This window comes from Bacillus sp. FSL K6-1012, from assembly GCF_037964915.1.
In the GTDB taxonomy this organism is placed as follows: Bacteria; Bacillota; Bacilli; order Bacillales; family Bacillaceae; genus Bacillus; species Bacillus halotolerans.
Window position 1 is genome coordinate 3,325,383 of record NZ_CP150175.1, and the last position, 19,513, is coordinate 3,344,895.

Sequence of the window (19,513 nt, forward strand, 5' to 3'; positions counted from 1 at the left end):
AAGCCAAGTCAGCGGCTCGCCGCTTGACTTGGCTTTTTCTATTATTAGCACTCTTCTGGTTTACCTGCATTCGTCGCTGTCCTGAAAGAAGAACCGCAGCCGCATGAGGCGATGGCGTTTGGATTATCGATGGTAAAACCGCCGCCAAGCATGGATTGCTTAAAGTCTATAATAGTGCCGTTCATGATATCAAGGCTTTCTTTGTCAACGAGAACAGTAATGCCGTGCTCCTCAAACATACTGTCTGCTTCGCTTTTTTCATGCTCAAAGCCCATTCCGTATGAAAGGCCGCTGCAGCCGCCGCCTTTAACGCCGACACGCAGAAACGCGTTTTCTTCTTCATGCTCTTTCATCATATCTTTTATATGCAAAGCTGCTGCTTCTGTAATTGTTACAGGGTTGGTCATTAATGTGAACCTCCTTTTAGAAACCGGATGTTGTCTTTTATTATAAACTTGATCGGCTCATTTCTCAAACTAGCTGTTTTATAAAAAATAGACGCCCTCACAAACAGTCTCTGCCGGACCTGTCATCATCACATGGCCGTTCTCTTTCCAATTAATGACCAAATCTCCGCCCGCTAAATGAACCGTAATGTCTTCATTTCGTCTTGATACGCCGTTTAAAACAGATGCGACAGCCGCTGCACAAGCGCCTGTTCCGCAAGCCTGTGTGATGCCTGATCCCCGTTCCCACACGCGGAAGTGCAGTTCATGCTCATTCACGGTTTCCACAAACTCGACATTCACACCTTCCGGAAATCTTGGATCTTTTTCAATCACCGGTCCCAATGTCGTCAGCGGTGCCTGTTCAATATCGGCAATCGGAAAAACGATATGCGGATTGCCCATGGAAACCGCGGTGCCTTTTAGTTCAGCTTCGCCAAATGTCATTGTTTCATTAATGGTTTGCTCCTCACCGCCGCCAAGCATCGGAAGCTCGGCTTTTGTCAGACGCGGTTCACCCATATCGACAGTGACAACATTCACTTTTCCGTTTTCAGCTTGAACTTCCGCTTTTACAAGCCCGGAGAGGGTTTCAATCAGAAAAGATGTTTCCTCAACCAGCATATGCTCATACGCGTATTTTGCAACGCAGCGCAGGCCGTTGCCGCAGTTTTTCCCTTCAGACCCATCATTATTAAAAATCCGCATTTTGACAGGTGCTTGATCTGAAGGACATATGAGGATCATACCGTCGGAGCCGATCCCTGTATAAACGGAAGACACTTGAACCGCTATTTCAGACAGTTGTTCTTCCGGCAGTTGTTCTTCAAATTGATTCACGTATATATAGCTGTTTCCAAGTCCGTGCATTTTGGTAAATCGAAATGAGTTCATAGATGCCTCCAACTTTTTCTCTTTTTCTTAGTATAAAAGCTATTATAAACGGACACAATACAATTATCCCCCGTTTTTCATACATAAAAGCTCCTTGCAATGACGCAAGGAGCTTTTATCTTTTATATGAACATGCCGGCAATAGCCGCGCTCAGCAGATTGGCTAATGTTCCCGCCAGAACAGCCTTTAACCCGAGGCGTGCGATATCTGAGCGGCGGCTTGGCGCTAAACCGCCAAGCGTACCGAGCATAATCGCAATCGAAGAGAAATTTGCGAACCCGCATAACGCAAAACTGATAATCGTAGCGGTTTTTTTAGAAAACTCGCCGATGTGCGGACCGAAGTTAGAATAAGCGACAAACTCATTCAGCACCAATTTCTGGCCGATAAAGCTTCCGGCATGCAAGGCTTCATGCCATGGCACACCAATCATAAAGGCGATTGGAGAAAATACATAGCCGAGGATAGATTCTAATGTGACATCTTTTAAACCGAACAAGCCGAAAACACCGCCGAGAATACCATTGACCACGGCGATTAATGCGACGAATGCAAGCAGCATCGCACCAACGTTCAGCGCAATTTGCAGACCTGTTGACGCACCCTTTGCAGCCGCGTCAATTACATTGGCCGCTCCTTCGCCTTCATCCATTTTGAAATCGCCTTTTACTGTTTGCGGCGTTTCCGTTTCAGGAATGAGTAATTTTCCGAATACCAGACCCGCAGGAGCAGCCATGAAGCTCGCCGCGAGCAAGTATTCAATCGGAATACCGAGAAGGGCGTAGCCAAACAAAGTTGAACCCGCAACAGCCGATAGACCGCTCGTCATAATTGTAAACAGTTCAGAGCGCGTCAGTCCTGCAATGAGGGGCCTGATCACTAACGGAGATTCCGATTGCCCTACAAAAATATTAGCAGCAGCCGCAAGAGATTCCGTTTTGCTTGTACCAAGAAGTTTCGACAATCCGCCGCCGATCACACGGAAAATGAGCTGCATGATTTTCAAATGATATAAAACTGCGATCAGTGCTGAGAAGAAAATGATAACAGGCAGTACACTTAATGCAAACGCCGGGCTGTCGCCGACTTTTAAAAGCGGCCCAAATATGAAACTGATGCCTTCATTCGCATAATCAATCAGAAGCTGTACACGGCTTGAAAACCATAAAAAAACAGCGCGTCCCGCTTCCCATTTCAACACGATGTATCCAAACGCCACCTGTATACATAAACCAACGATGACGGTTCTTATTCTAATATTGCTTTTCTTTTCTGAAAATAAAAACGCGATGGCGATTATCCCAACTGCGCCGAGCAGTCCCCAAAGAACATTCATGAATACACCTACACCTCTTAAAATTTATTTAAAACAAATCTTTTATACGATAACAATAATATTTTTTGATGTCTACACATTTTTTCAGTACTTTTGTACCGCAAAATAAAAAAGGGCCTGAGACAGGCCCTTTTCTTCAAAACATTGGGTTTTCTTCAATAAATGTATATATATTCTCAACAAGCTCAGCAGGTGTTTCACCCGTAACGACTTCTCCGTTTACTAGAGCGAATAGTGATTCCATACATTTCCCGCAATAGCTTAAACAGCCGTATTCAAGAACATCCAGATTCGGATCTTTCTCTAAAATCGCTCGGGCTTCCTGAGAGCCGTGAGCCAGATTGCTTACACAAAATTCAATCATTGGATTCATGCGGTTTCACCTCACATATGAACATTATCGCGAATTTTTCACTATTCGTCAAAGACAACGAACGCATTAAAATTTATTATCGTAACATATCATTCCTGCAATAACGTTTTACTAATTTGCGTTTTAAGGCTAATTTGTAGGTTATTTTGAAACTAATATTGTGATTTTAGATCAAATTCGATATAATTCTAGATGTTATTTTACAAAGTTCGTATTTTTCATCAATGTGTCTATCATACTCTTCGGGTTAAAGGGGAATTCAAATGAAAAAATTGGTCTTGATCGGCGGAGGTTACGGAAACATGCGTGTTCTTCATCGCTTATTGCCCAACCAGCTGCCTCATGATGTTTCAATCACGTTAATTGACAGAAATCCTTATCACTGCTTAAAAACAGAATATTATGCCCTTGCCGCAGGCACAATTTCTGACCACCATATCAGAGTGACGTTCCCAGAGCACCCTCGCCTGGATGTCGAGTACGGCGATATTTCATCAATTGATATTGCACAAAAACAAGTGCTGTTCCATGACCGCGAACCGATTTCTTACGATGACGCAGTGATCGGGCTCGGCTGCGAGGATAAATATCATAACGTGCCGGGAGCGCCCGAATTCACCTACAGCATTCAAACCATCGATCAGTCCCGCGAAACCTATCAAAAGCTGAACAACTTATGCGCCGAAGCGACTGTTGCCATTGTCGGAGCAGGCCTTAGCGGCGTTGAACTTGCAAGTGAATTAAGAGAAAGCCGTGACGATCTGAACATTATTTTGTTTGACCGCGGAGATCTCATTTTATCAAGCTTTCCCGAGCGTTTGAGCAAATATGTGCAAAAATGGTTCGAAGAGCACGGTGTCCGCATTATTAACAGGGCAAATATCACAAGAGTAGAAGAAGGCGTTGTGTATAACCACGATGACGCAATTTCCGCAGACGCCATCGTATGGACAGCCGGCATACAGCCGAATAAAGTCGTCAGAGACTTGGATGTGGAAAAGGACGCACAAGGCCGTGTCGTGTTAACCCCTCATCACAATGTCCCGGGTGATGAACATCTGTACGTTGTCGGAGATTGTGCCAGCCTTCCTCACGCACCGAGTGCCCAGCTGGCAGAAGCTCAAGCTGAACAGATTGTCCAAATATTGCAAAAACGCTGGAATGGTGAAGCCCTTCCTGAATCAATGCCTCAGTTTAAGCTGAAAGGCGTTTTAGGTTCACTCGGAAAAAAAGCCGGCTTCGGACTTGTTGCTGACCGGCCGCTGATCGGCCGTGTTCCGCGTTTGCTGAAATCCGGCTTGCTGTGGATGTACAAACACCATAACGGATAATAGCAGAACCGCTGATGAAGTCAGCGGTTTTCTGTATAACCGTATCTCTCCATTTCCTCATATACATCCTTCAATTTCGGATTGCCTTCTCCGACAATTTTATTTTCTACGAGGACGAGCGGATAAAAATATTCGTCATTTCTGATTTTTTCCGCAAGCTGTTTTACGTTTTCGACGTCAGGCGGCTCGTAAATGTCGATGTATTGGATTTCAAAAGGCTGATTCGGATATTTTCTTTTCAGCGCAGCCTCAAGCCATTCATATGTATCTTTAGCCGTCGGCATATTGACACAGCTTGCACAAACGGTTTCTGCCCCATATACGCTGAGCATGACTGTTTTGGTCATTGATAAGTGCCCCCATTTCTCTGCGTTACATTCTTTCTATTAAGTATACAGAGACAAAAGACGTTTTTATAGAAAAAAACCGTTTTTGTGTTCAAGTCTGAATGTGCTATAATAATGGGAGCAATTCTGCAAACCAAACAATAGATTTTTATTGTTACACTGAATATAATGGTTTTATGACGACGAAAGGAGCGAATGTCATGACTGAAGTTGAAATGAAAGAACAGGTGCAGGAAGTACTGGACAAACTTCGTCCGTTTTTACTTCGTGACGGCGGTGACTGTGAGCTTGTAGACGTTGATGAAGGTATTGTTAAACTTCGTCTTCTAGGCGCATGCGGCAGCTGCCCAAGTTCAACAATTACGCTGAAAGCCGGAATTGAACGCGCTCTTCTTGAAGAAGTGCCTGGTGTAATTGAAGTAGAACAAGTCTTTTAATAAAGCAGCCAGGCTGATATTTGATCAGCCTGGCTTTTTTTATGAGAGATATTGGTCAAACCATGAGCTTATATAGGCCAGGCGCTTGATCCGCTGTCCCGGGTGTCCGCTGCGTGACAAATTATGCGACGCTTTCGGAAAACGGACCAGCACGGTTTCCTTGTCCATTTTTTTCAAGGCGATAAAAAGCTGTTCAGCCTGTTCAATCGGGCACCGGTCATCACGTTCGCCATGAAGAATTAAAAGGGGCGTCTCCACGTCTGCCGCATATTTTAAAGGGGAACGGTCCCACAGTTTTTCTGTATCGGTAAACATGTCATGCTCAAGCTGCCAGTCCGTGAAAAAATAGCCGATATCACTAACGCCGTGAAAGCTGAGCCAGTTTGAAATCGAACGCTGAGTGACAGCTGCTTTAAAACGATTTGTCTGCCCCACGATCCAGTTGGTCATAAAGCCTCCGTAACTTCCGCCTGTGACCCCTATCCGCTCGGCATCTATCTGCGGGTCTCTTTTGATCGCCTCATCCACTGCCTGCATCACGTCCTGATAGTCTTTTCCGCCGTAATCCCCTCTGACTGCGTTCACAAATTCCTGTCCGTAGCCATGGCTTCCTCTTGGATTTACATAAACCACTGCATATCCTTTCGCCGCCAGCACCTGAAATTCGTGAAAATATGTATGCCCGTACATCATATGCGGACCGCCGTGTATATTGAGAATAAGCGGATAGTTTTTGCCCTCTGCAGCCTGAGCAGGTTTCATCAGCCAGCCGTTCACCGTCATCCCGTCTTCTGTCACATATTGAATGTCTTCAGGTAACGAAATGAGGTGCTCGTCAACAAACTTGTCATTCGCATCAGTCAGCCGTTTTTCTTCCTGTCCAAGCGGAATGCTGTATAGCTCACTAGGTCTGCCAGGCTTTGTCACACTGGCAATAAAGCTTTGTTCATCAGGATGAATGGAAAAGCTGTTGATATATTCTTTTTCTAACCGAATCGGATATACGAGTCCTTCTATAGAAACATAATAGATTCCCGTGCTGCCTTGTTCTGTGCCGATGACATAAAACCCTTGACTGTCTTTTGTCCAAACCGGGCGCTGTTCAGCTCCTCCTATCAGTGAGTCTCCAATCAACGCATCCGCTAAGTGAACGTCCAGCATATCAGTGAGACACGTAAGGCGGTCTTGCTCTATATCATAAAGCCACGCTTTTTCTAGCGTTGCATTCCGATATTCCTGTTCATGCCCAAGCAAAGCAAGGTACCTTCCGTCCGGTGAAAAAGAGCTGGGTCCGAATGAGCCGCGATGAGAGGTAATCAGCTTGAGATCTTCAGTCTCCAGCGACACCAAGCAGACATCGTGCGGCTTGCTGGCATCATCCGTTTCAGTCAAATTAGCTGAAAAAACGATAGATTTGCTGTCAGGAGAAAAAGCCGGATCGAAGTGGTCAGCTTTTTCATTTGTCAGCTGTTTTACCTCACCAGACTTCACGCTGACAAGCACAAGCTGCGCATACGCCCCTCTCGTCAGCCCTTTTCCGTCCCGTTTATAGGCTAAACCATGCACTTCAACCGGTTCAAAGCTGTCGGGTTCCGTTTTCTCTTGATCATAAACACTTTCTTCATCTCCCAGGCTGACCGTGACAAGCACTGACTCTCCATCCGGAGACCATACTGGCTGAGACACACCATACGGAATATCAGTCAGTTTTTTTGCCTCACCGCCTTCAGCGCTCATTATATAAAGCTGAGACACTTCGCCATCACGGTCAGAAACAAACGCAATTTGGCGTCCGTCCGGAGACCATCTAGGATCAGTGTTCCGCTTTTCTCCGTGTGTCCAAGGAATGGACGCGCCGCTTTCCGCATCATATACCCATATATTTGAAGTATATGAATCTTTCTCTTTGTTTGCTTGTGACTTCACATAAGCCGCACGCTTGCCGTCCGGGGCGTATTGAGGGTCCGTCACCGAGACAATGGCTGTCATATCTTCGGCGGTCATCAGCTTTTTCATATCAATCTCCTCCTTTTTACATGTATTTCGTTTTTCTAAATAAAAATCCCTTTATATCATGAAGAAAAAAAGCGTCCTCTGCTCACGCTGAGGAACGCTTGGAATGAACTATACACTTTTCACTTGATAGAAAGGATTTCGCTCTATTATACTTCCCTCTTTCGGAACGGTCAAAGCGTCGACTTCACAATGCGGGAAATGAAGTGCGAGTTGCTCTTTCAGCGCTTCTCCTTTTCCTTTTTCGGTCATGACGAGAATCGTCGGGCCCGCTCCGCTGAGGGCAGTTCCATAAGCGCCTTTCATCTCGGCAACATGCTCCACTTTAGACAATTCCGGGACAAGCATCGCCCGATACGGCTGATGGAACATATCCTTTTTCATGATTTTTCCGACGAGCGGCCAATCCTTTGACATGATCGCCGCGATGAGAATGTTGCTGACGGCGCTGGCTTTTACAGCGTCCGCATATGGAAACTCTGCCGGGAGCACGTCCCGCGCGTCTCTTGTCAGCACCTCGTAAAAAGGAATGACAACCACAACATCAATGTCGGCATCCGGCACGCGGATCATTTGCGTCTCGTCGTCTTCATGCAGTCCGATCACAAGCCCGCCGACGAGAGAAGCGCCTGCATTGTCCGGATGTCCTTCTTCAAGGCTGGCTAAATGCAGCTTGTCTGCTTCGGAGAGCTGTAAACCGCATAATTCGTCTGCCAGTTCTATAGCCGCCACTATGGCCGCAGCACTGCTGCCAAGACCGCGTGCAAGCGGGATGTCGCTCCACACTTTCACATGTGCAGGAGGCATTGCTTTTCCGTACATATCTGCCGTCCGTTTCGCCACTTGATAGATCATATTATCTGTACCCGCCGGAATTCCGGCGACTGTTTCTGTTTCAGCTTCAAAAGACCATTGATCGCTTTCAAAGACGGTCAGCTTCAAATATCTGCTGAGCGCCATTCCGACTGAATCAAAGCCGGGGCCTAGGTTAGCCGTGCTTCCTGGAACAGTGACAGAGAACAGCATGTCGGCATCGTTCATACACGGGCCGCTCCTTTTAAGTATTCGAGGATGCTGTCTTCATCAGTCGGCAGGGTGACCGGCTTCATTTCAGAAATGTCGACCGCTGTGTTCGGGTCTTTCAGCCCGTTCCCTGTTAACACAGCCACAACCTTGCTGCCTTTCGGAATTTCTCCGGATTTTACTTGTTTCAGCACACCTGCAATAGATGCGCAGGAGCCCGGTTCTGCAAACACGCCTTCTTCACGGGCAATCAGCTGATACGCATGAAGAATTTCATCGTCAGTGACTTCGTCAATTTTCCCATTGGACTCCTCAGCCGCTTTTACAGCTTTATCCCAGCTTGCCGGGTTTCCGATACGAATCGCTGTTGCCACTGTTTCCGGGTTTTCAATGACTTCGTTGCGGACGATCGCAGCTGCACCTTCCGCTTCAAAACCGCGCATTTTCGGAAGGCCAGTGCCGTTTTTCTCATGATATTCTTTGAAGCCCTTCCAGTACGCTGTGATGTTTCCCGCGTTTCCGACCGGAATCGCCAAAACGTCCGGTGCTTCGCCCAGCTGTTCGCATACTTCAAAGGCAGCTGTTTTTTGGCCTTCGATGCGGTAAGGGTTGACCGAGTTGACAAGCGCGATCGGTGATTTTTCACAAATTGAACGGACAATTTTAAGGGCATCGTCAAAGTTGCCGTCGATCGCAATGATTTCAGCTCCGTACATGACTGCTTGAGCGAGCTTGCCAAACGCGATTTTCCCGTTCGGGATGATGACAATACATTTCATATCGGCGCGGGCTGCATAAGCAGCCGCAGCCGCTGATGTATTTCCGGTTGACGCGCACATAATCGTGTCGTTGCCTTCTTCTTTCGCCTTTGCCACCGCCATGACCATCCCGCGGTCTTTAAAAGATCCAGTAGGGTTTACGCCTTCTGTTTTGACATGGAGCTCAATCCCGAGCTGTTCAGACAGCTTCGGCAAATGAATGAGCGGCGTATTGCCTTCATGTAACGTAAGCGCCGGTGTTTGATCCGTTACGGGTAAAAACTCTTTATATTGATGGATAAGTCCTTTCCACATTAGCTCCAACCGTTCCCTTCTACACGATATGTGCTTTTGACTTCTTGAACGACTTCCAAATCATTTAAGTTTTGCAGGATATCACTGAAATCAGCTTCTGATGTGTGGTGTGTGACGATGACGATTTCTGCTAACTCATCATGCCCCTTAATCGGCAGCTGAAGAATTTTCTCAAAGCTGACGCCCCGTTCTGAGAACACAGACGTGATTTTCGAGAATGAGCCTACCTCATCCTTCACGTGAATTCTCAAAAATTGCTGTGCATAAATATCGGACGGCGACTTCATGTTTTTCTCATATTGCGGCGCAACAAAGCTGTTGCCGGTTACGCCGAGACGCATGTTTTTCATGACAGCAACCAGGTCAGACACAACTGATGTGGCTGTCGGCATGCTTCCCGCTCCCGGGCCATAGAACATCGTCTCTCCGACAGCTTCGCCATACACGTAGACGGCGTTATATTCATTATGCACGGCAGAAAGCGGATGGTGGTCTGGAAGCAGCGTCGGCTGAACGCTGACTTCAATTTTGCTGCCGTCACGCTGGGCAATTCCGATCAGCTTCATTGTGTAGCCGAGACGTTTGCTGAAGCTGATATCCTCGTCTGTAATCTGGGAGATCCCCTTCACTTTGACATCTTCCAGATCGACGTTCATTGAGAAGCCGAGACGCGCCAATATTGCCATTTTCCGTGCGGCGTCGAGCCCTTCCACATCTGAAGTCGGGTCAGCTTCGGCAAACCCCAGATCCTGCGCTTCCTTAAGCACTTCCTCGTAAGGGCTTTTCTCTTTAATCATTTTGGTTAAGATAAAGTTCGTTGTTCCGTTTACGATTCCCATCATTTTAGTAATCCTGTCTGATGAGAGGCCTTCCTCTAATGTGCGAAGAATTGGAATCCCGCCGGCAACGCTGGCTTCGAAGTAAATATCACAGCCATTTTCCTTTGCTTCAGCTAGCAGTTCAGAACCGTACACGGCCATTAAATCTTTGTTTGCCGTGACAACGTGTTTTTTCGATCTCAAAGCGTCAAGCAAATATTGCTTTGTCTGCTCAACACCGCCGATCACCTCGATGATGACATCAACATCTGGATCGTCGATCACATCATATACTTCTGTCGTGAGCACTTCCTTCGGCAAATCTACTTCTCTTTTTTTCTCTAAATCTTTCACAAGCACTTTTTTTATTGTAATTGGACAGCCAACCTGATGCATCAGCTTATCCTGATGGTCTTGAATAATTTTAACGACACCGCTTCCGACGGTACCTAAGCCTAAAAGCCCTACACGAATTGCTTTCAAAAAAACTCCACCCTTCTTCGGATTGTCCTCTCAAGAGAGACAATTGTTAACTCAACACAGACATATAAGTTACAAATATTATATAAGCCCATTTCTGTTTTGACAAGACAACAATCTGCTGAATTTTGCGAATGTAAACGCTTAACCAATTGATATGACAAGATTCTTTATTTTCTAATTATTTTTGTCAGATTTTCTCCTTCCTTACAAGCCGCCCTTTCCGAGCCAGCTGACAGGGGGGACAAAAATGTTCTGCGCTCTCATGTTCATAAACTCCTGGGCGGCATTCAGAAATTGTTCATAGCCCGAATCGCTGAGAATGTAGTCGAGCTGCTCTTCATAATAGTGCTTTTCCGATTCTGAAGAAATATAGTAGCCTTCCACGATTTCATAATAATGAAGCGGAAAAAGGAGACGGCTGTACAAAAGACGTTTCGAAAATGAAGACAGCGGTGTGATTTGCTCATATTCCTGCAAAAAGCGAAAGCCCTGCCGGTTAAAATCATCACGATGATGCAAAAATGTGTGTCTCATATATTCGGCTAAATCGCGTGCAGCGTGGTCAAATACCCAGTCAGCCGGAATCCTGATTAGGGATTCAGAAGACCACGTATTTTTTTCCATCCTCTGATGGCATATTGTTCCTGAATCAGCTGCTTGCGGTTTGTCATCGAGCTCGGTATCGACTAAATATTGAATCGCGTTTTCTGACAGTCCTAAATAATATGGAAACGATTCAATCATTTTTTTATCAAAGGGCTCGTGCGGAGGGGTATGAACCTTTCGCTGCCAAAACGCTTCAAGCTGATCAATGCGTTTTCCCCACAGGTCTTTCCACTGCCCGATTCTTCCGGCCTCCTTCACTTCGTACGGGTATCCTCTGCCCTTTCGATGAAACTCCGCCATTTCTGTCCCTATGGAAAATGCCCGGTTTGAAAAAGGAGGGGCCGCCTTCAGCAGGGCGTACGTTTTTCCTTCATGTTCAAAGGTCAGCTCGCCTTCTTTTGTAAAGATAAAAACGGAAACGTATGGGTCACTTTGTTCTTGTAAATACTGACTCATGTAATAAAGCTCCGCCAGCTCCTCATCTGAAAAATGGGAAACGGGAACAATCAAAAAGAAGGAATTCGGTGTTTGAAAGCATTGATACGTATGCTGATACATTGAAAGCTGCCTGATATGAATGCCGTATTTTTCTTTTATTGTGCCTTTCACAATGATCACCTGCCTGTTGAATTAGGGCTCATCACATCGTAGTCATACACAGGCGGAATTATGAATACATATTTTAATCCGACGAAGGAGCAAGAAAAAGTCGTAAACATCTCGTACGTTTTGTATAAACTAGTAAAAAAAGATTGGGTGAAGTTGATGTCAGATAAAGAACAAATCAGTCAGATGGAAGCCAAAGCAAGAGAACGGATGAAGGAGCGCGGCGTTGAGGTATCCGATATTGCCGAGCTTGTCTTTTTTCTGCAGAAAAAATATCATCCGGATTTAACCATGGATGAATGCACGTTGAATGTGAATCGGGTCCTCGCAAAGCGTGAGGTGCAAAACGCGATTTTAACGGGCATTGAATTGGACGTTCTTGCTGAGCAGAAAAAACTGTCTGAACCGCTGCAAACGATGCTGGAGATAGATGAAAGCCTATATGGAGTAGATGAAGTTCTGGCATTTTCCATCGTGAATATTTACGGGTCCATCGGGTTTACAAACTATGGCTACATCGACAAAGAAAAACCCGGTATCCTCGGCCGTTTAAATGATAAATCAACCGGCGAATGCCATACATTTCTTGATGACATTGTCGGCGCCATTTCCGCTGCGGCCTCCAGCAGGCTTGCACACCGCGCGCGGCATACAGAATAAAGGGCACCCTTTTGGGGCGCCCTTTTTTATATATGCTGAATCCACTCAGTCAGAGAATCAATAGCGTGAGTCGGTTTTTCCATATCGTCTGTCATATGCTCTCTTTTCGTTACGCCTGTGTGGACAAGCAGCGTATCCATCCCTGCATTAATGCCTGCCATAATGTCAGTCGCGTAGTTGTCGCCGACCATAAGTGTTTCGGATACATCAGTGCCGAGAACACGCATCGCCTGCTCCATGATGATGGATTCCGGCTTGCCGATAAATACCGGCTGCACGCCTGTGGATACGGTTAACACAGAGGTCAGTGAACCGTTGCCCGGCAGGAGGCCTCTTTCAGTCGGTATGGCAATGTCACCGTTTGTGGAAATAAAGCGGGCGCCATTTCTGATTGCGAGGCAGCCGACGGCAAGTTTTTCGTATGTAATCCCGCGGTCAATTCCGACAACAACAAAGTCCGCATCTTCCTCTGCAAAGGTCAGGCCGTTTTCTTCAATCGCCTGGCGAATTCCTTCTTCCCCGATCACATACACAGACGCGTCTTTTTTCTGCTGGGCGATATGCTGGGCAGTCGCCATGCTTGTCGTAAAAACCTGCTCCTCTGTTGCCGGAATGTCAAAAGAGACCAGCTTGTCCGCCACCTGCTTCGGTGTGCGGGAAGAGTTGTTTGTCACAAAAAGATAAGGAATGCCGCGGTCTTTCAGCGTTCTGACAAATTCACACGCTTCCTCGATTTTTTCTGTGCCGTTGTACATCGTTCCATCTAAATCAATTAAATATCCTTTATATGTTTTCATTTTTAAACACTCCTGTGGCTTTCCTGTCGTTATTTAAACGCGGAAACAGGGCCCAGCTCTGTTTCCAAGTAGCTTCTGATTCGTTTCGGAAAGACTTGAAGGACCGCTAGATGCGCGGTGATCAGCTTGTAAAGCTCTGCACTGTCAGCGAGCTGGTATTGCTGAACCAATGTTTTTCGGTACGCAATCAATTGCTTCAGCTCTGCCCCCTCTTCTTCCGTTACGACTTTTTCATCAACCAGTATGTCCATGATATCATCATAGCTGCCCGGGTCCCGCATAATAAAACCGTCAATCATGTCATTTCCTGTATCGAGAATGCATTCGATTAACAGGTGGCCGATGCGTTCAAGCGCGAGCCCCTCGATCTCGGATTCCCAGTCTGTTTGTGAATGAAACAGCGCCAGCTGACGCTCGAAGAACCCAAGTGTATGCTCTATCTTGTTTCTGTCAACAAAATACATGACAGCATCCCCTTTGTGTAATGATTATTTTCTGATCCGTTTTAATACAAAATACGCACAGCCGAAATTACAGTATTCGTAAATGTATTCGTCCAATGTGCTGATTTTCGTTTCAAAGGTCGCCTTTTGATTCTGGTCGTCAAAGAAGCCCTTGAGCCTGAGCTGGCCGTATCCCCAGTCTCCCACAATGTAATCGTATTTATTTAAAATATCGGAATAACGGGCTTTAAAAGCCTCTTCGTTGAAGCCGTCTTTGAAATTGTGCACCAGCTCAAATTCGGCATTTTGAATAAGAATCATGATCTCACCTCTTTTTCACTCATTCCTATCATAATTCATTGCCCCGTCCCCATCAATTGCTAAAGAATAATTCGTGTGATTTGGCTACCCTACACATGAGGAGGGATTACAAATGAAGCGAACTGCTGTCAGCCTCTGCCTGATGACCGGGCTTTTATCCGGATGCGGAGGCGCAGGACTCAATAACGCTGAACAGAATGCCCAGCATCAAAATGAAACCAGGCCCATTCATGTATCTGACCGCAATGAAGCTTTTAACAGGCATGATGAGAATGAACAGTTTGGTTATGTCCGCTATCAAAAAGAACAATTTGACGGCGAACAGCAAGAAACTCCGGTGCCAGACCGTGAAGAAACCGCTCACATTATATCAAGCTTAACGGTTCAGCTCCCTCATATTCAAGATGCCGCAGCGCTTGTCACTGACCAAGAAGCGCTTGTCGTGTACAAAACAGATTCGAAAAACCGTGAGCTGACAGCTGATCAAGTGAAAAAAACGGCGGTTTCGGTGATTCCGCGTTACTATCATGTGTACATTTCCGACAATCCAAATCACATGCAGGCCATCAAAAATTACAGCAATCTCGGTTCCGGTTCAAGAGATGTCAGAGACATCATGTCGGGGACGATACAAGAAATGAAAACCTCCCCGCAAGGAAGCCCTGTCTCGGAAAACGAAAATGCCAATGGAGAAACACGCCAGGACAAGGAAACGAATAGGAATGACAAAAACGCCAGATGATCTGGCGTTTTGGCATTATGCTTGCGCTTGGCGTTTTTTAGATGCTTCGTTAACCTGTTCATCCGCATGGTAGGAGGAACGGACAAGCGGACCGGCTTCACAGTGGCTGAAGCCTTTTTGCATCGCGATTTCCTTCAATTCTGCAAATTCATCAGGGTGATAATATTTTTGGACTTTTAAGTGCTTCTTCGACGGCTGCAGATATTGGCCTATTGCCATAATATCAACATTGTTTGCCAAGAGGTCGTCCATCACTTCGATAATTTCTTCTTTCGTTTCACCGAGTCCGATCATGATGCTTGATTTTGTCGGGATGTCAGGCTGCATTTCTTTCGCGCGGCGCAAAAATTCCAACGAACGGTCGTACGTCGCACGCGCGCGGACTCTTGGCGTCAGGCGGCGAACCGTTTCGATATTGTGATTCAGGATGTCAGGGCGCGTATCCATTAACGTTTTTAAGTTATCATAGTTTCCGCCCATATCTGACGGAAGCACCTCAATCGTTGTGAACGGGCTTTTTCTGCGGATTGCACGGACAGTTTCCGCGAAAATACCCGCACCGCCGTCTTTTTGGTCATCACGCGCAACAGCTGTGATAACCGCGTGTTTCAGATTCATCAGAGCGACGGAATCTGCTACGCGTTCCGGCTCTTGCAGGTCAAGCTCAGTCGGAAGACCCGTTTTGACTGCGCAGAAACGGCACGCTCTCGTACAAACGGATCCTAAGATCATAAATGTCGCTGTACGTCTCACTGCCCAGCATTCATGAATATTCGGACATTTTGCTTCTTCACATACGGTGTGCAGATTGTTTTCCCGCATGAGTTTTTTGAGTCCTGTATAATTTTCATTTGTATTTAATTTGATTTTGAGCCATTCGGGCTTTCTGAGGTGTTCGTCTTTCTTTGCCAATTCCCATCATCTCCAATATCCAATATACTCAATTTCTGACACGAAACATTCTGAAAACGAGATAGGTGCAGTTTTTTCATTTCTGCAACAAAAATAATGTTTTTCTAACTAAAGAAAGTCTTTTCTTTAGACACTTTAACATAGGAAAAATTTCTCGACAAGGGAAGATGATTACTGACATTTTCTCGCCGGGTTGCCGCAAACTATGTGTATTCAATATTGAAAGGAGATTATTTTGTGAAAGTTGTGTTATCTGCCCTTCTTCTCCTTTTGTTTGCATTTGAACCTTATGCGTCTGGAAAAGAGCTTTCAGATCCGGTGCTTTCCAAACGGATGGAATTATATCATAAAGTCGAGGCTGTAACGCAGATTCCTTGGTATGCGCTTGCCGCTGTTGATCAATACGAGGAGAATGTGCGGAGCAACAGAAAGGATCTGCCTGAAAAAACGGGAATCATCAGCATCTATGTACCGGATGAGATCTGGAGCGGACCAGAAAACCCGAATCCGAAAGACGATGCGCCGTTAAGCATAAAAGTGTTTGACGGAATCGGAATGGACGGTGACGGCGACGGGAAAGCCGAGGTCAGCAATGATGAAGACATTCTGTATACATTCGCACAATATCTGCTGTCATACGGCACAGATGAGGAGAATATCCGCATTGGGCTCTGGAATTATTACCGCCGTGATCAAACGGTGGGAATCATATCCGAGTTCATGAAGCTGTTTAAGGCTTACGGTCATATTGATTTGGGCGAGCATGCGTTTCCGCTTCCGATCAGAACGGATTACAGCTACCGCAGCACGTGGGGAGACGCCCGCGGCTTTGGGGGAAGGCGGATTCATGAAGGAACAGATCTCTTTGCCCACTATGGCCTTCCTGTTAAATCCACCTGTTACGGCGTCATTGAAATGAAAGGCTGGAACCGCTTTGGAGGATGGAGAATCGGCATCAGAGATATTAACAATACGTATCATTATTTCGCCCATCTCAATGGGTTTGCAAAAGGCATTAAAACAGGGCAGATCGTTGAGCCCGGTCAAGTGATCGGGTCAGTGGGCAGCTCAGGATACGGCCCGCCTGGCACGGCCGGAAAATTTCCGCCGCACCTGCACTATGGCATGTATAAGGATAATGGAAAAACTGAATGGTCGTTTGATCCTTATCCTCATTTGAGAGCTTGGGAGCGCTATGAGTACAAGAAAAAGAAATGATGAAAGCCGCCTCATGAAAAGGCGGCTTTATTTGCTGTTTTTTTCATTTTTTGAATCATGGCTGTCTTCTTCTTTGCTGCTTGGAAGCTGGACAGAAGGCGTAACACCTGAACCGCCGCTTCCGTTATAAAATTGCGGCACTTCGCCCTGCACTGCTTTAATTGATACAGGAACATTATTGGTGACCACGGCCGTTTTGCTTGCGAACGGGATAATGACCTTCACTTTAATTTCTACGAAGATGCTGATATCAATAAGTGCGTTGTTAATGCCGTATGGCTTTATTTTTGTTTTGACGTCCGTAAAGGCGTCACCAATTAAATTGAACCGGACCGGGATTTTCGGGCCGAGGTTTCCAAGAAGGCTGTTTCCTGTCACCTGTCCCAATGGGATGTTGATCATAATATTTTCACTGGCGCCGCTGTGTCCGGTGTGGGTTTCCATCTCTTTCAAATGAGACTGAAGCTGTTTTGTCACCTTTGTTTTCACACTGTTTATAATCTGTGTATTAAAATCGATTGTCGTTAAATTTCCGTTTTCATCAGAATTCATTTGAAACATATCTTTCATATTTTCGCTGTCAGACATATAATCCTCAATCGAATCCTGAATCACCTCTGTTGCCACACGCTTCGTTTCCATTTCACCGATGCTCATTAATACCGGTTTAATCGAGCCGTTGATAATCCAAAGGCTGACTGTTGTTGATATGATAAAAAATACGAGTGACAGCAGCAGCACGTACCGGAAAGGCAAAGGTCCTCTCTTGCGAAGAGGGCCGCGATATCTTGGCAAGAAAATCCCCCCTTACATATCACAATGTATGCTTGTAAGGGGGGACATAGTAATAGCCGGGCCAATTTATTTTATTTCACCATTTTTAAAAGCGCTTCTCTGCCGCTCATGCCGGCATGAATGCCAAGATCTTCTGCGGCATATGTGACGGATTCTAAAGGGGCGTCTAACAGCTGGTCAATTGTTCGCACACCAACCGCCCGTCCCGCCACAATTCCACGCTCCTTTAATTTTTCATTCAGCAGCGCCACATCAAGCGCGCCGCACATAATGTATCCGTGATCATTGGAAACTGCCATGAAATTTGTTTTTGGAAGCTTTACTGTCACAGCTGTAAAAGGCTGTCCTTCGATCATAATCGGTGTCAGATTTACCACGTCAACCACTCCCTTCCTTCATCACTTTATGATGAAGGGCACGGCTTGTTGTGGGCTGACCTCCTTATTGTGCAAGCTTCCAGGCAAGCAGATCCCGCAAAAATTCCGGCATAAAATATTCTTTTACCTCGGCGTCGCGGATGATTGGAAACAGCCTGCCGAGCGTAAACATGTCAAGCACGGCCACAGCGTATTGTTTATTTTTATCTATGTCAGCTCCGTTCAGCGTAATCCGGGTGACGTGGGTCATCCCATCGTCCAGCCGTTTTGTTTCGACATCGACACCCGCGTACACCATTTTTCCCATCACTTCTCCCCGGAAGCCCAATCCTTTAATTCGGAGCTGCTCTATCTGTTCCGAAGCGGCATGAACAATCGTTTCCTTCAGTTCCTCTCCCGTCAGGCGGACAGTAACCGGGTTGATGGGGTGAGGGCAGATGCGGTGCAGGTCAAGCTTGGTCACCGGGCCGGCTTTAAGCGGTCCGAGGATGACGCCGGAATTCACCATGCTGATGTCGGCTCCGCACCATTCCTTTAACGCATATGCCAAAAGTAAAGGCAGATCAGATTCTTCAAACCACTTGACTTCAGCATCTTGCGCAAGCTCCGCAACGGCAACGGACAGCTTTTCCTTGGCTTCACGCTCTTTTTCCTCAAGAAATGCTTTGGTTTCCGCCGATTCCCCTGTCCATTCAGCCATGTTTTGAACAGACGCTGTTTTGCTGATGATTTTTCGCTTTTCAGTGTCCATCGTGATGTCTACACAGCCGACATAGTTTCCGTATTTCTCAGCGCTGGCAAGCAATACGCCGTTGACCATCTGTCCATTTTCAAGCAGATGGTGAGTATGAGACTCGAGGATAACGTCAATCTCCGGAACCGCTTCAGCAACCGCTTGATCGTCAAGAATTCCCAAATGCGACAGGAGAACGATGATATCAGCCTGTCCTTTCACTTCCTGTATGGTTTCTTTTATACTTTCGAGCGCATCAGTAACAGTCCATTCCAGCTTGTCATATACGGGATAATACGGCACCGTTACGCCTAACAAAGCGATGGTCATGCCGTTTCCCAATGTTTTGATATGGTAAGGAACCGCCCAGGACGGGCGGTTTCCGTTTTTGTCATACAGATTAGAGACGATAACGGGAAACTCGGCATGATCATATAAAGAAGCAAGCTCTTCATGAGGAAGCGTAATCCCCTCGTTATTGCCGATAGCCGCTCCATCAATTTCAAGACGGTTTAAGAGGTCTACATTGGCTTTTCCGAATGTCGCCTCTGTCACAAAATGAAAACGATCAATATGATCACCAATATCAAAAACGAGCGTCTCTTCGCTGTGCAACTGATGTTCTTTTCTTTTTTGCTCAATATAATCTGTTATTTTTGGCCAATTTTCAAAATGGCTGTGCAAATCATTTGTGTGATATAAGCGGAGCTTCTCTTTCATACCATTCT

Annotated in this window: 22 protein-coding genes; 5 read left to right on the plus strand and 17 right to left on the minus strand. The window is 46.1% G+C overall.

The window, feature by feature from the left end; all coding sequences use genetic code 11:
* Positions 1–44 precede the first annotated feature (44 nt).
* From NSS75_RS17295 to NSS75_RS17310, 4 genes are all read right to left on the minus strand, one after another.
* Entirely contained in the window at positions 45–407 is a 363-nt protein-coding gene (locus NSS75_RS17295) for an iron-sulfur cluster assembly accessory protein (protein WP_095713995.1), read from the minus strand.
* Between the two features lie 78 nt (positions 408–485).
* Positions 486–1,340 carry a diaminopimelate epimerase gene (dapF, locus tag NSS75_RS17300; RefSeq protein ID WP_339234099.1) on the minus strand — a complete coding sequence of 285 codons (855 nt, stop codon included), beginning with the start codon at positions 1,338–1,340 and terminating at the stop codon, positions 486–488.
* A gap of 122 nt (positions 1,341–1,462) precedes the next feature.
* Positions 1,463–2,677 carry a NupC/NupG family nucleoside CNT transporter gene (locus tag NSS75_RS17305; protein WP_103671357.1) on the minus strand — a complete coding sequence of 405 codons (1,215 nt, stop codon included), beginning with the start codon at positions 2,675–2,677 and terminating at the stop codon, positions 1,463–1,465.
* Positions 2,678–2,813: 136 nt separating this feature from the next.
* Positions 2,814–3,050 carry a YuzB family protein gene (locus NSS75_RS17310; RefSeq protein ID WP_010331736.1) on the minus strand — a complete coding sequence of 79 codons (237 nt, stop codon included), beginning with the start codon at positions 3,048–3,050 and terminating at the stop codon, positions 2,814–2,816.
* Positions 3,051–3,313: 263 nt separating this feature from the next.
* Here NSS75_RS17310 and NSS75_RS17315 point away from each other — a divergent pair, with 263 nt between their 5' ends.
* A complete protein-coding gene (locus tag NSS75_RS17315; protein WP_024122723.1) occupies positions 3,314–4,381 on the plus strand; it encodes an NAD(P)/FAD-dependent oxidoreductase in 1,068 nt (355 codons plus the stop codon).
* A 20-nt stretch (positions 4,382–4,401) separates the two neighbouring features.
* Here the strand turns inward: NSS75_RS17315 and NSS75_RS17320 are convergent, their stop codons facing one another.
* Positions 4,402–4,728, minus strand: a complete 327-nt coding sequence (locus tag NSS75_RS17320) for a YuzD family protein (protein WP_024122724.1) — start codon at positions 4,726–4,728, stop codon at positions 4,402–4,404.
* Between the two features lie 101 nt (positions 4,729–4,829).
* Here NSS75_RS17320 and NSS75_RS17325 point away from each other — a divergent pair, with 101 nt between their 5' ends.
* Positions 4,830–5,165, plus strand: a complete 336-nt coding sequence (locus NSS75_RS17325) for a NifU family protein (protein WP_174754433.1) — start codon at positions 4,830–4,832, stop codon at positions 5,163–5,165.
* Positions 5,166–5,204: 39 nt separating this feature from the next.
* Here the strand turns inward: NSS75_RS17325 and NSS75_RS17330 are convergent, their stop codons facing one another.
* From NSS75_RS17330 to yutH, 5 genes are all read right to left on the minus strand, one after another.
* A complete protein-coding gene (locus tag NSS75_RS17330) occupies positions 5,205–7,181 on the minus strand; it encodes a S9 family peptidase (RefSeq protein ID WP_339234108.1) in 1,977 nt (658 codons plus the stop codon).
* A 108-nt stretch (positions 7,182–7,289) separates the two neighbouring features.
* On the minus strand, positions 7,290–8,219 hold the full coding sequence (gene thrB / locus NSS75_RS17335) for a homoserine kinase (protein WP_101860004.1): 930 nt from the start codon (positions 8,217–8,219) through the stop codon (positions 7,290–7,292).
* Entirely contained in the window at positions 8,216–9,274 is a 1,059-nt protein-coding gene (gene thrC / locus NSS75_RS17340) for a threonine synthase (protein WP_024122727.1), read from the minus strand. The genes thrB and thrC overlap by 4 nt, the downstream gene beginning before the upstream one ends.
* A complete protein-coding gene (locus NSS75_RS17345) occupies positions 9,274–10,575 on the minus strand; it encodes a homoserine dehydrogenase (protein ID WP_106019499.1) in 1,302 nt (433 codons plus the stop codon). Before NSS75_RS17345 ends, thrC begins: the two co-directional genes overlap by 1 nt.
* A 204-nt stretch (positions 10,576–10,779) precedes the next feature.
* A complete protein-coding gene (yutH, locus tag NSS75_RS17350; RefSeq protein WP_216394000.1) occupies positions 10,780–11,793 on the minus strand; it encodes a spore coat putative kinase YutH in 1,014 nt (337 codons plus the stop codon).
* A 153-nt stretch (positions 11,794–11,946) separates the two neighbouring features.
* Here yutH and NSS75_RS17355 point away from each other — a divergent pair, with 153 nt between their 5' ends.
* On the plus strand, positions 11,947–12,447 hold the full coding sequence (locus NSS75_RS17355; RefSeq protein WP_024122730.1) for a phosphatidylglycerophosphatase A: 501 nt from the start codon (positions 11,947–11,949) through the stop codon (positions 12,445–12,447).
* Positions 12,448–12,473: 26 nt separating this feature from the next.
* Here NSS75_RS17355 and nucF read toward each other — a convergent pair whose 3' ends face one another.
* From nucF to NSS75_RS17370, 3 genes are read right to left on the minus strand one after another with little or no spacing between them, the layout of a single operon-like run.
* On the minus strand, positions 12,474–13,244 hold the full coding sequence (gene nucF, locus NSS75_RS17360) for a 5' nucleotidase NucF (RefSeq protein ID WP_044158995.1): 771 nt from the start codon (positions 13,242–13,244) through the stop codon (positions 12,474–12,476).
* A 29-nt stretch (positions 13,245–13,273) separates the two neighbouring features.
* A complete protein-coding gene (locus NSS75_RS17365) occupies positions 13,274–13,708 on the minus strand; it encodes a DUF86 domain-containing protein (protein WP_101860003.1) in 435 nt (144 codons plus the stop codon).
* A 24-nt stretch (positions 13,709–13,732) separates the two neighbouring features.
* Complete coding sequence (locus tag NSS75_RS17370; protein WP_003228682.1) at positions 13,733–14,008, minus strand: YutD family protein; 276 nt, start codon at positions 14,006–14,008, stop codon at positions 13,733–13,735.
* A 112-nt stretch (positions 14,009–14,120) separates the two neighbouring features.
* Between NSS75_RS17370 and NSS75_RS17375 the strand changes: the two genes are divergently transcribed.
* Positions 14,121–14,750, plus strand: a complete 630-nt coding sequence (locus NSS75_RS17375; RefSeq protein ID WP_101860002.1) for a YhcN/YlaJ family sporulation lipoprotein — start codon at positions 14,121–14,123, stop codon at positions 14,748–14,750.
* Between the two features lie 15 nt (positions 14,751–14,765).
* On the opposite strand, the gene lipA is transcribed toward NSS75_RS17375, so the two are convergent.
* Positions 14,766–15,662 carry a lipoyl synthase gene (gene lipA, locus NSS75_RS17380; protein ID WP_010331747.1) on the minus strand — a complete coding sequence of 299 codons (897 nt, stop codon included), beginning with the start codon at positions 15,660–15,662 and terminating at the stop codon, positions 14,766–14,768.
* 237 nt (positions 15,663–15,899) lie between these two features.
* Here lipA and lytH point away from each other — a divergent pair, with 237 nt between their 5' ends.
* A complete protein-coding gene (gene lytH, locus NSS75_RS17385) occupies positions 15,900–16,880 on the plus strand; it encodes an L-Ala--D-Glu endopeptidase (protein WP_095714003.1) in 981 nt (326 codons plus the stop codon).
* Positions 16,881–16,907: 27 nt separating this feature from the next.
* Here the strand turns inward: lytH and yunB are convergent, their stop codons facing one another.
* The 3 genes from yunB to NSS75_RS17400 all read right to left on the minus strand — a co-directional run bounded on the left by yunB (position 16,908) and on the right by NSS75_RS17400 (position 19,505).
* Positions 16,908–17,675 carry a sporulation protein YunB gene (gene yunB, locus NSS75_RS17390; protein ID WP_059292623.1) on the minus strand — a complete coding sequence of 256 codons (768 nt, stop codon included), beginning with the start codon at positions 17,673–17,675 and terminating at the stop codon, positions 16,908–16,910.
* 71 nt (positions 17,676–17,746) lie between these two features.
* The gene (locus tag NSS75_RS17395) at positions 17,747–18,052 is read right to left on the minus strand and encodes a YunC family protein (protein ID WP_010331750.1); all 306 of its coding nucleotides are present in this window, start codon (positions 18,050–18,052) and stop codon (positions 17,747–17,749) included.
* Positions 18,053–18,116: 64 nt separating this feature from the next.
* On the minus strand, positions 18,117–19,505 hold the full coding sequence (locus NSS75_RS17400; protein WP_101860001.1) for a bifunctional UDP-sugar hydrolase/5'-nucleotidase: 1,389 nt from the start codon (positions 19,503–19,505) through the stop codon (positions 18,117–18,119).
* Between the last annotated feature and the right edge of the window lie 8 nt (positions 19,506–19,513).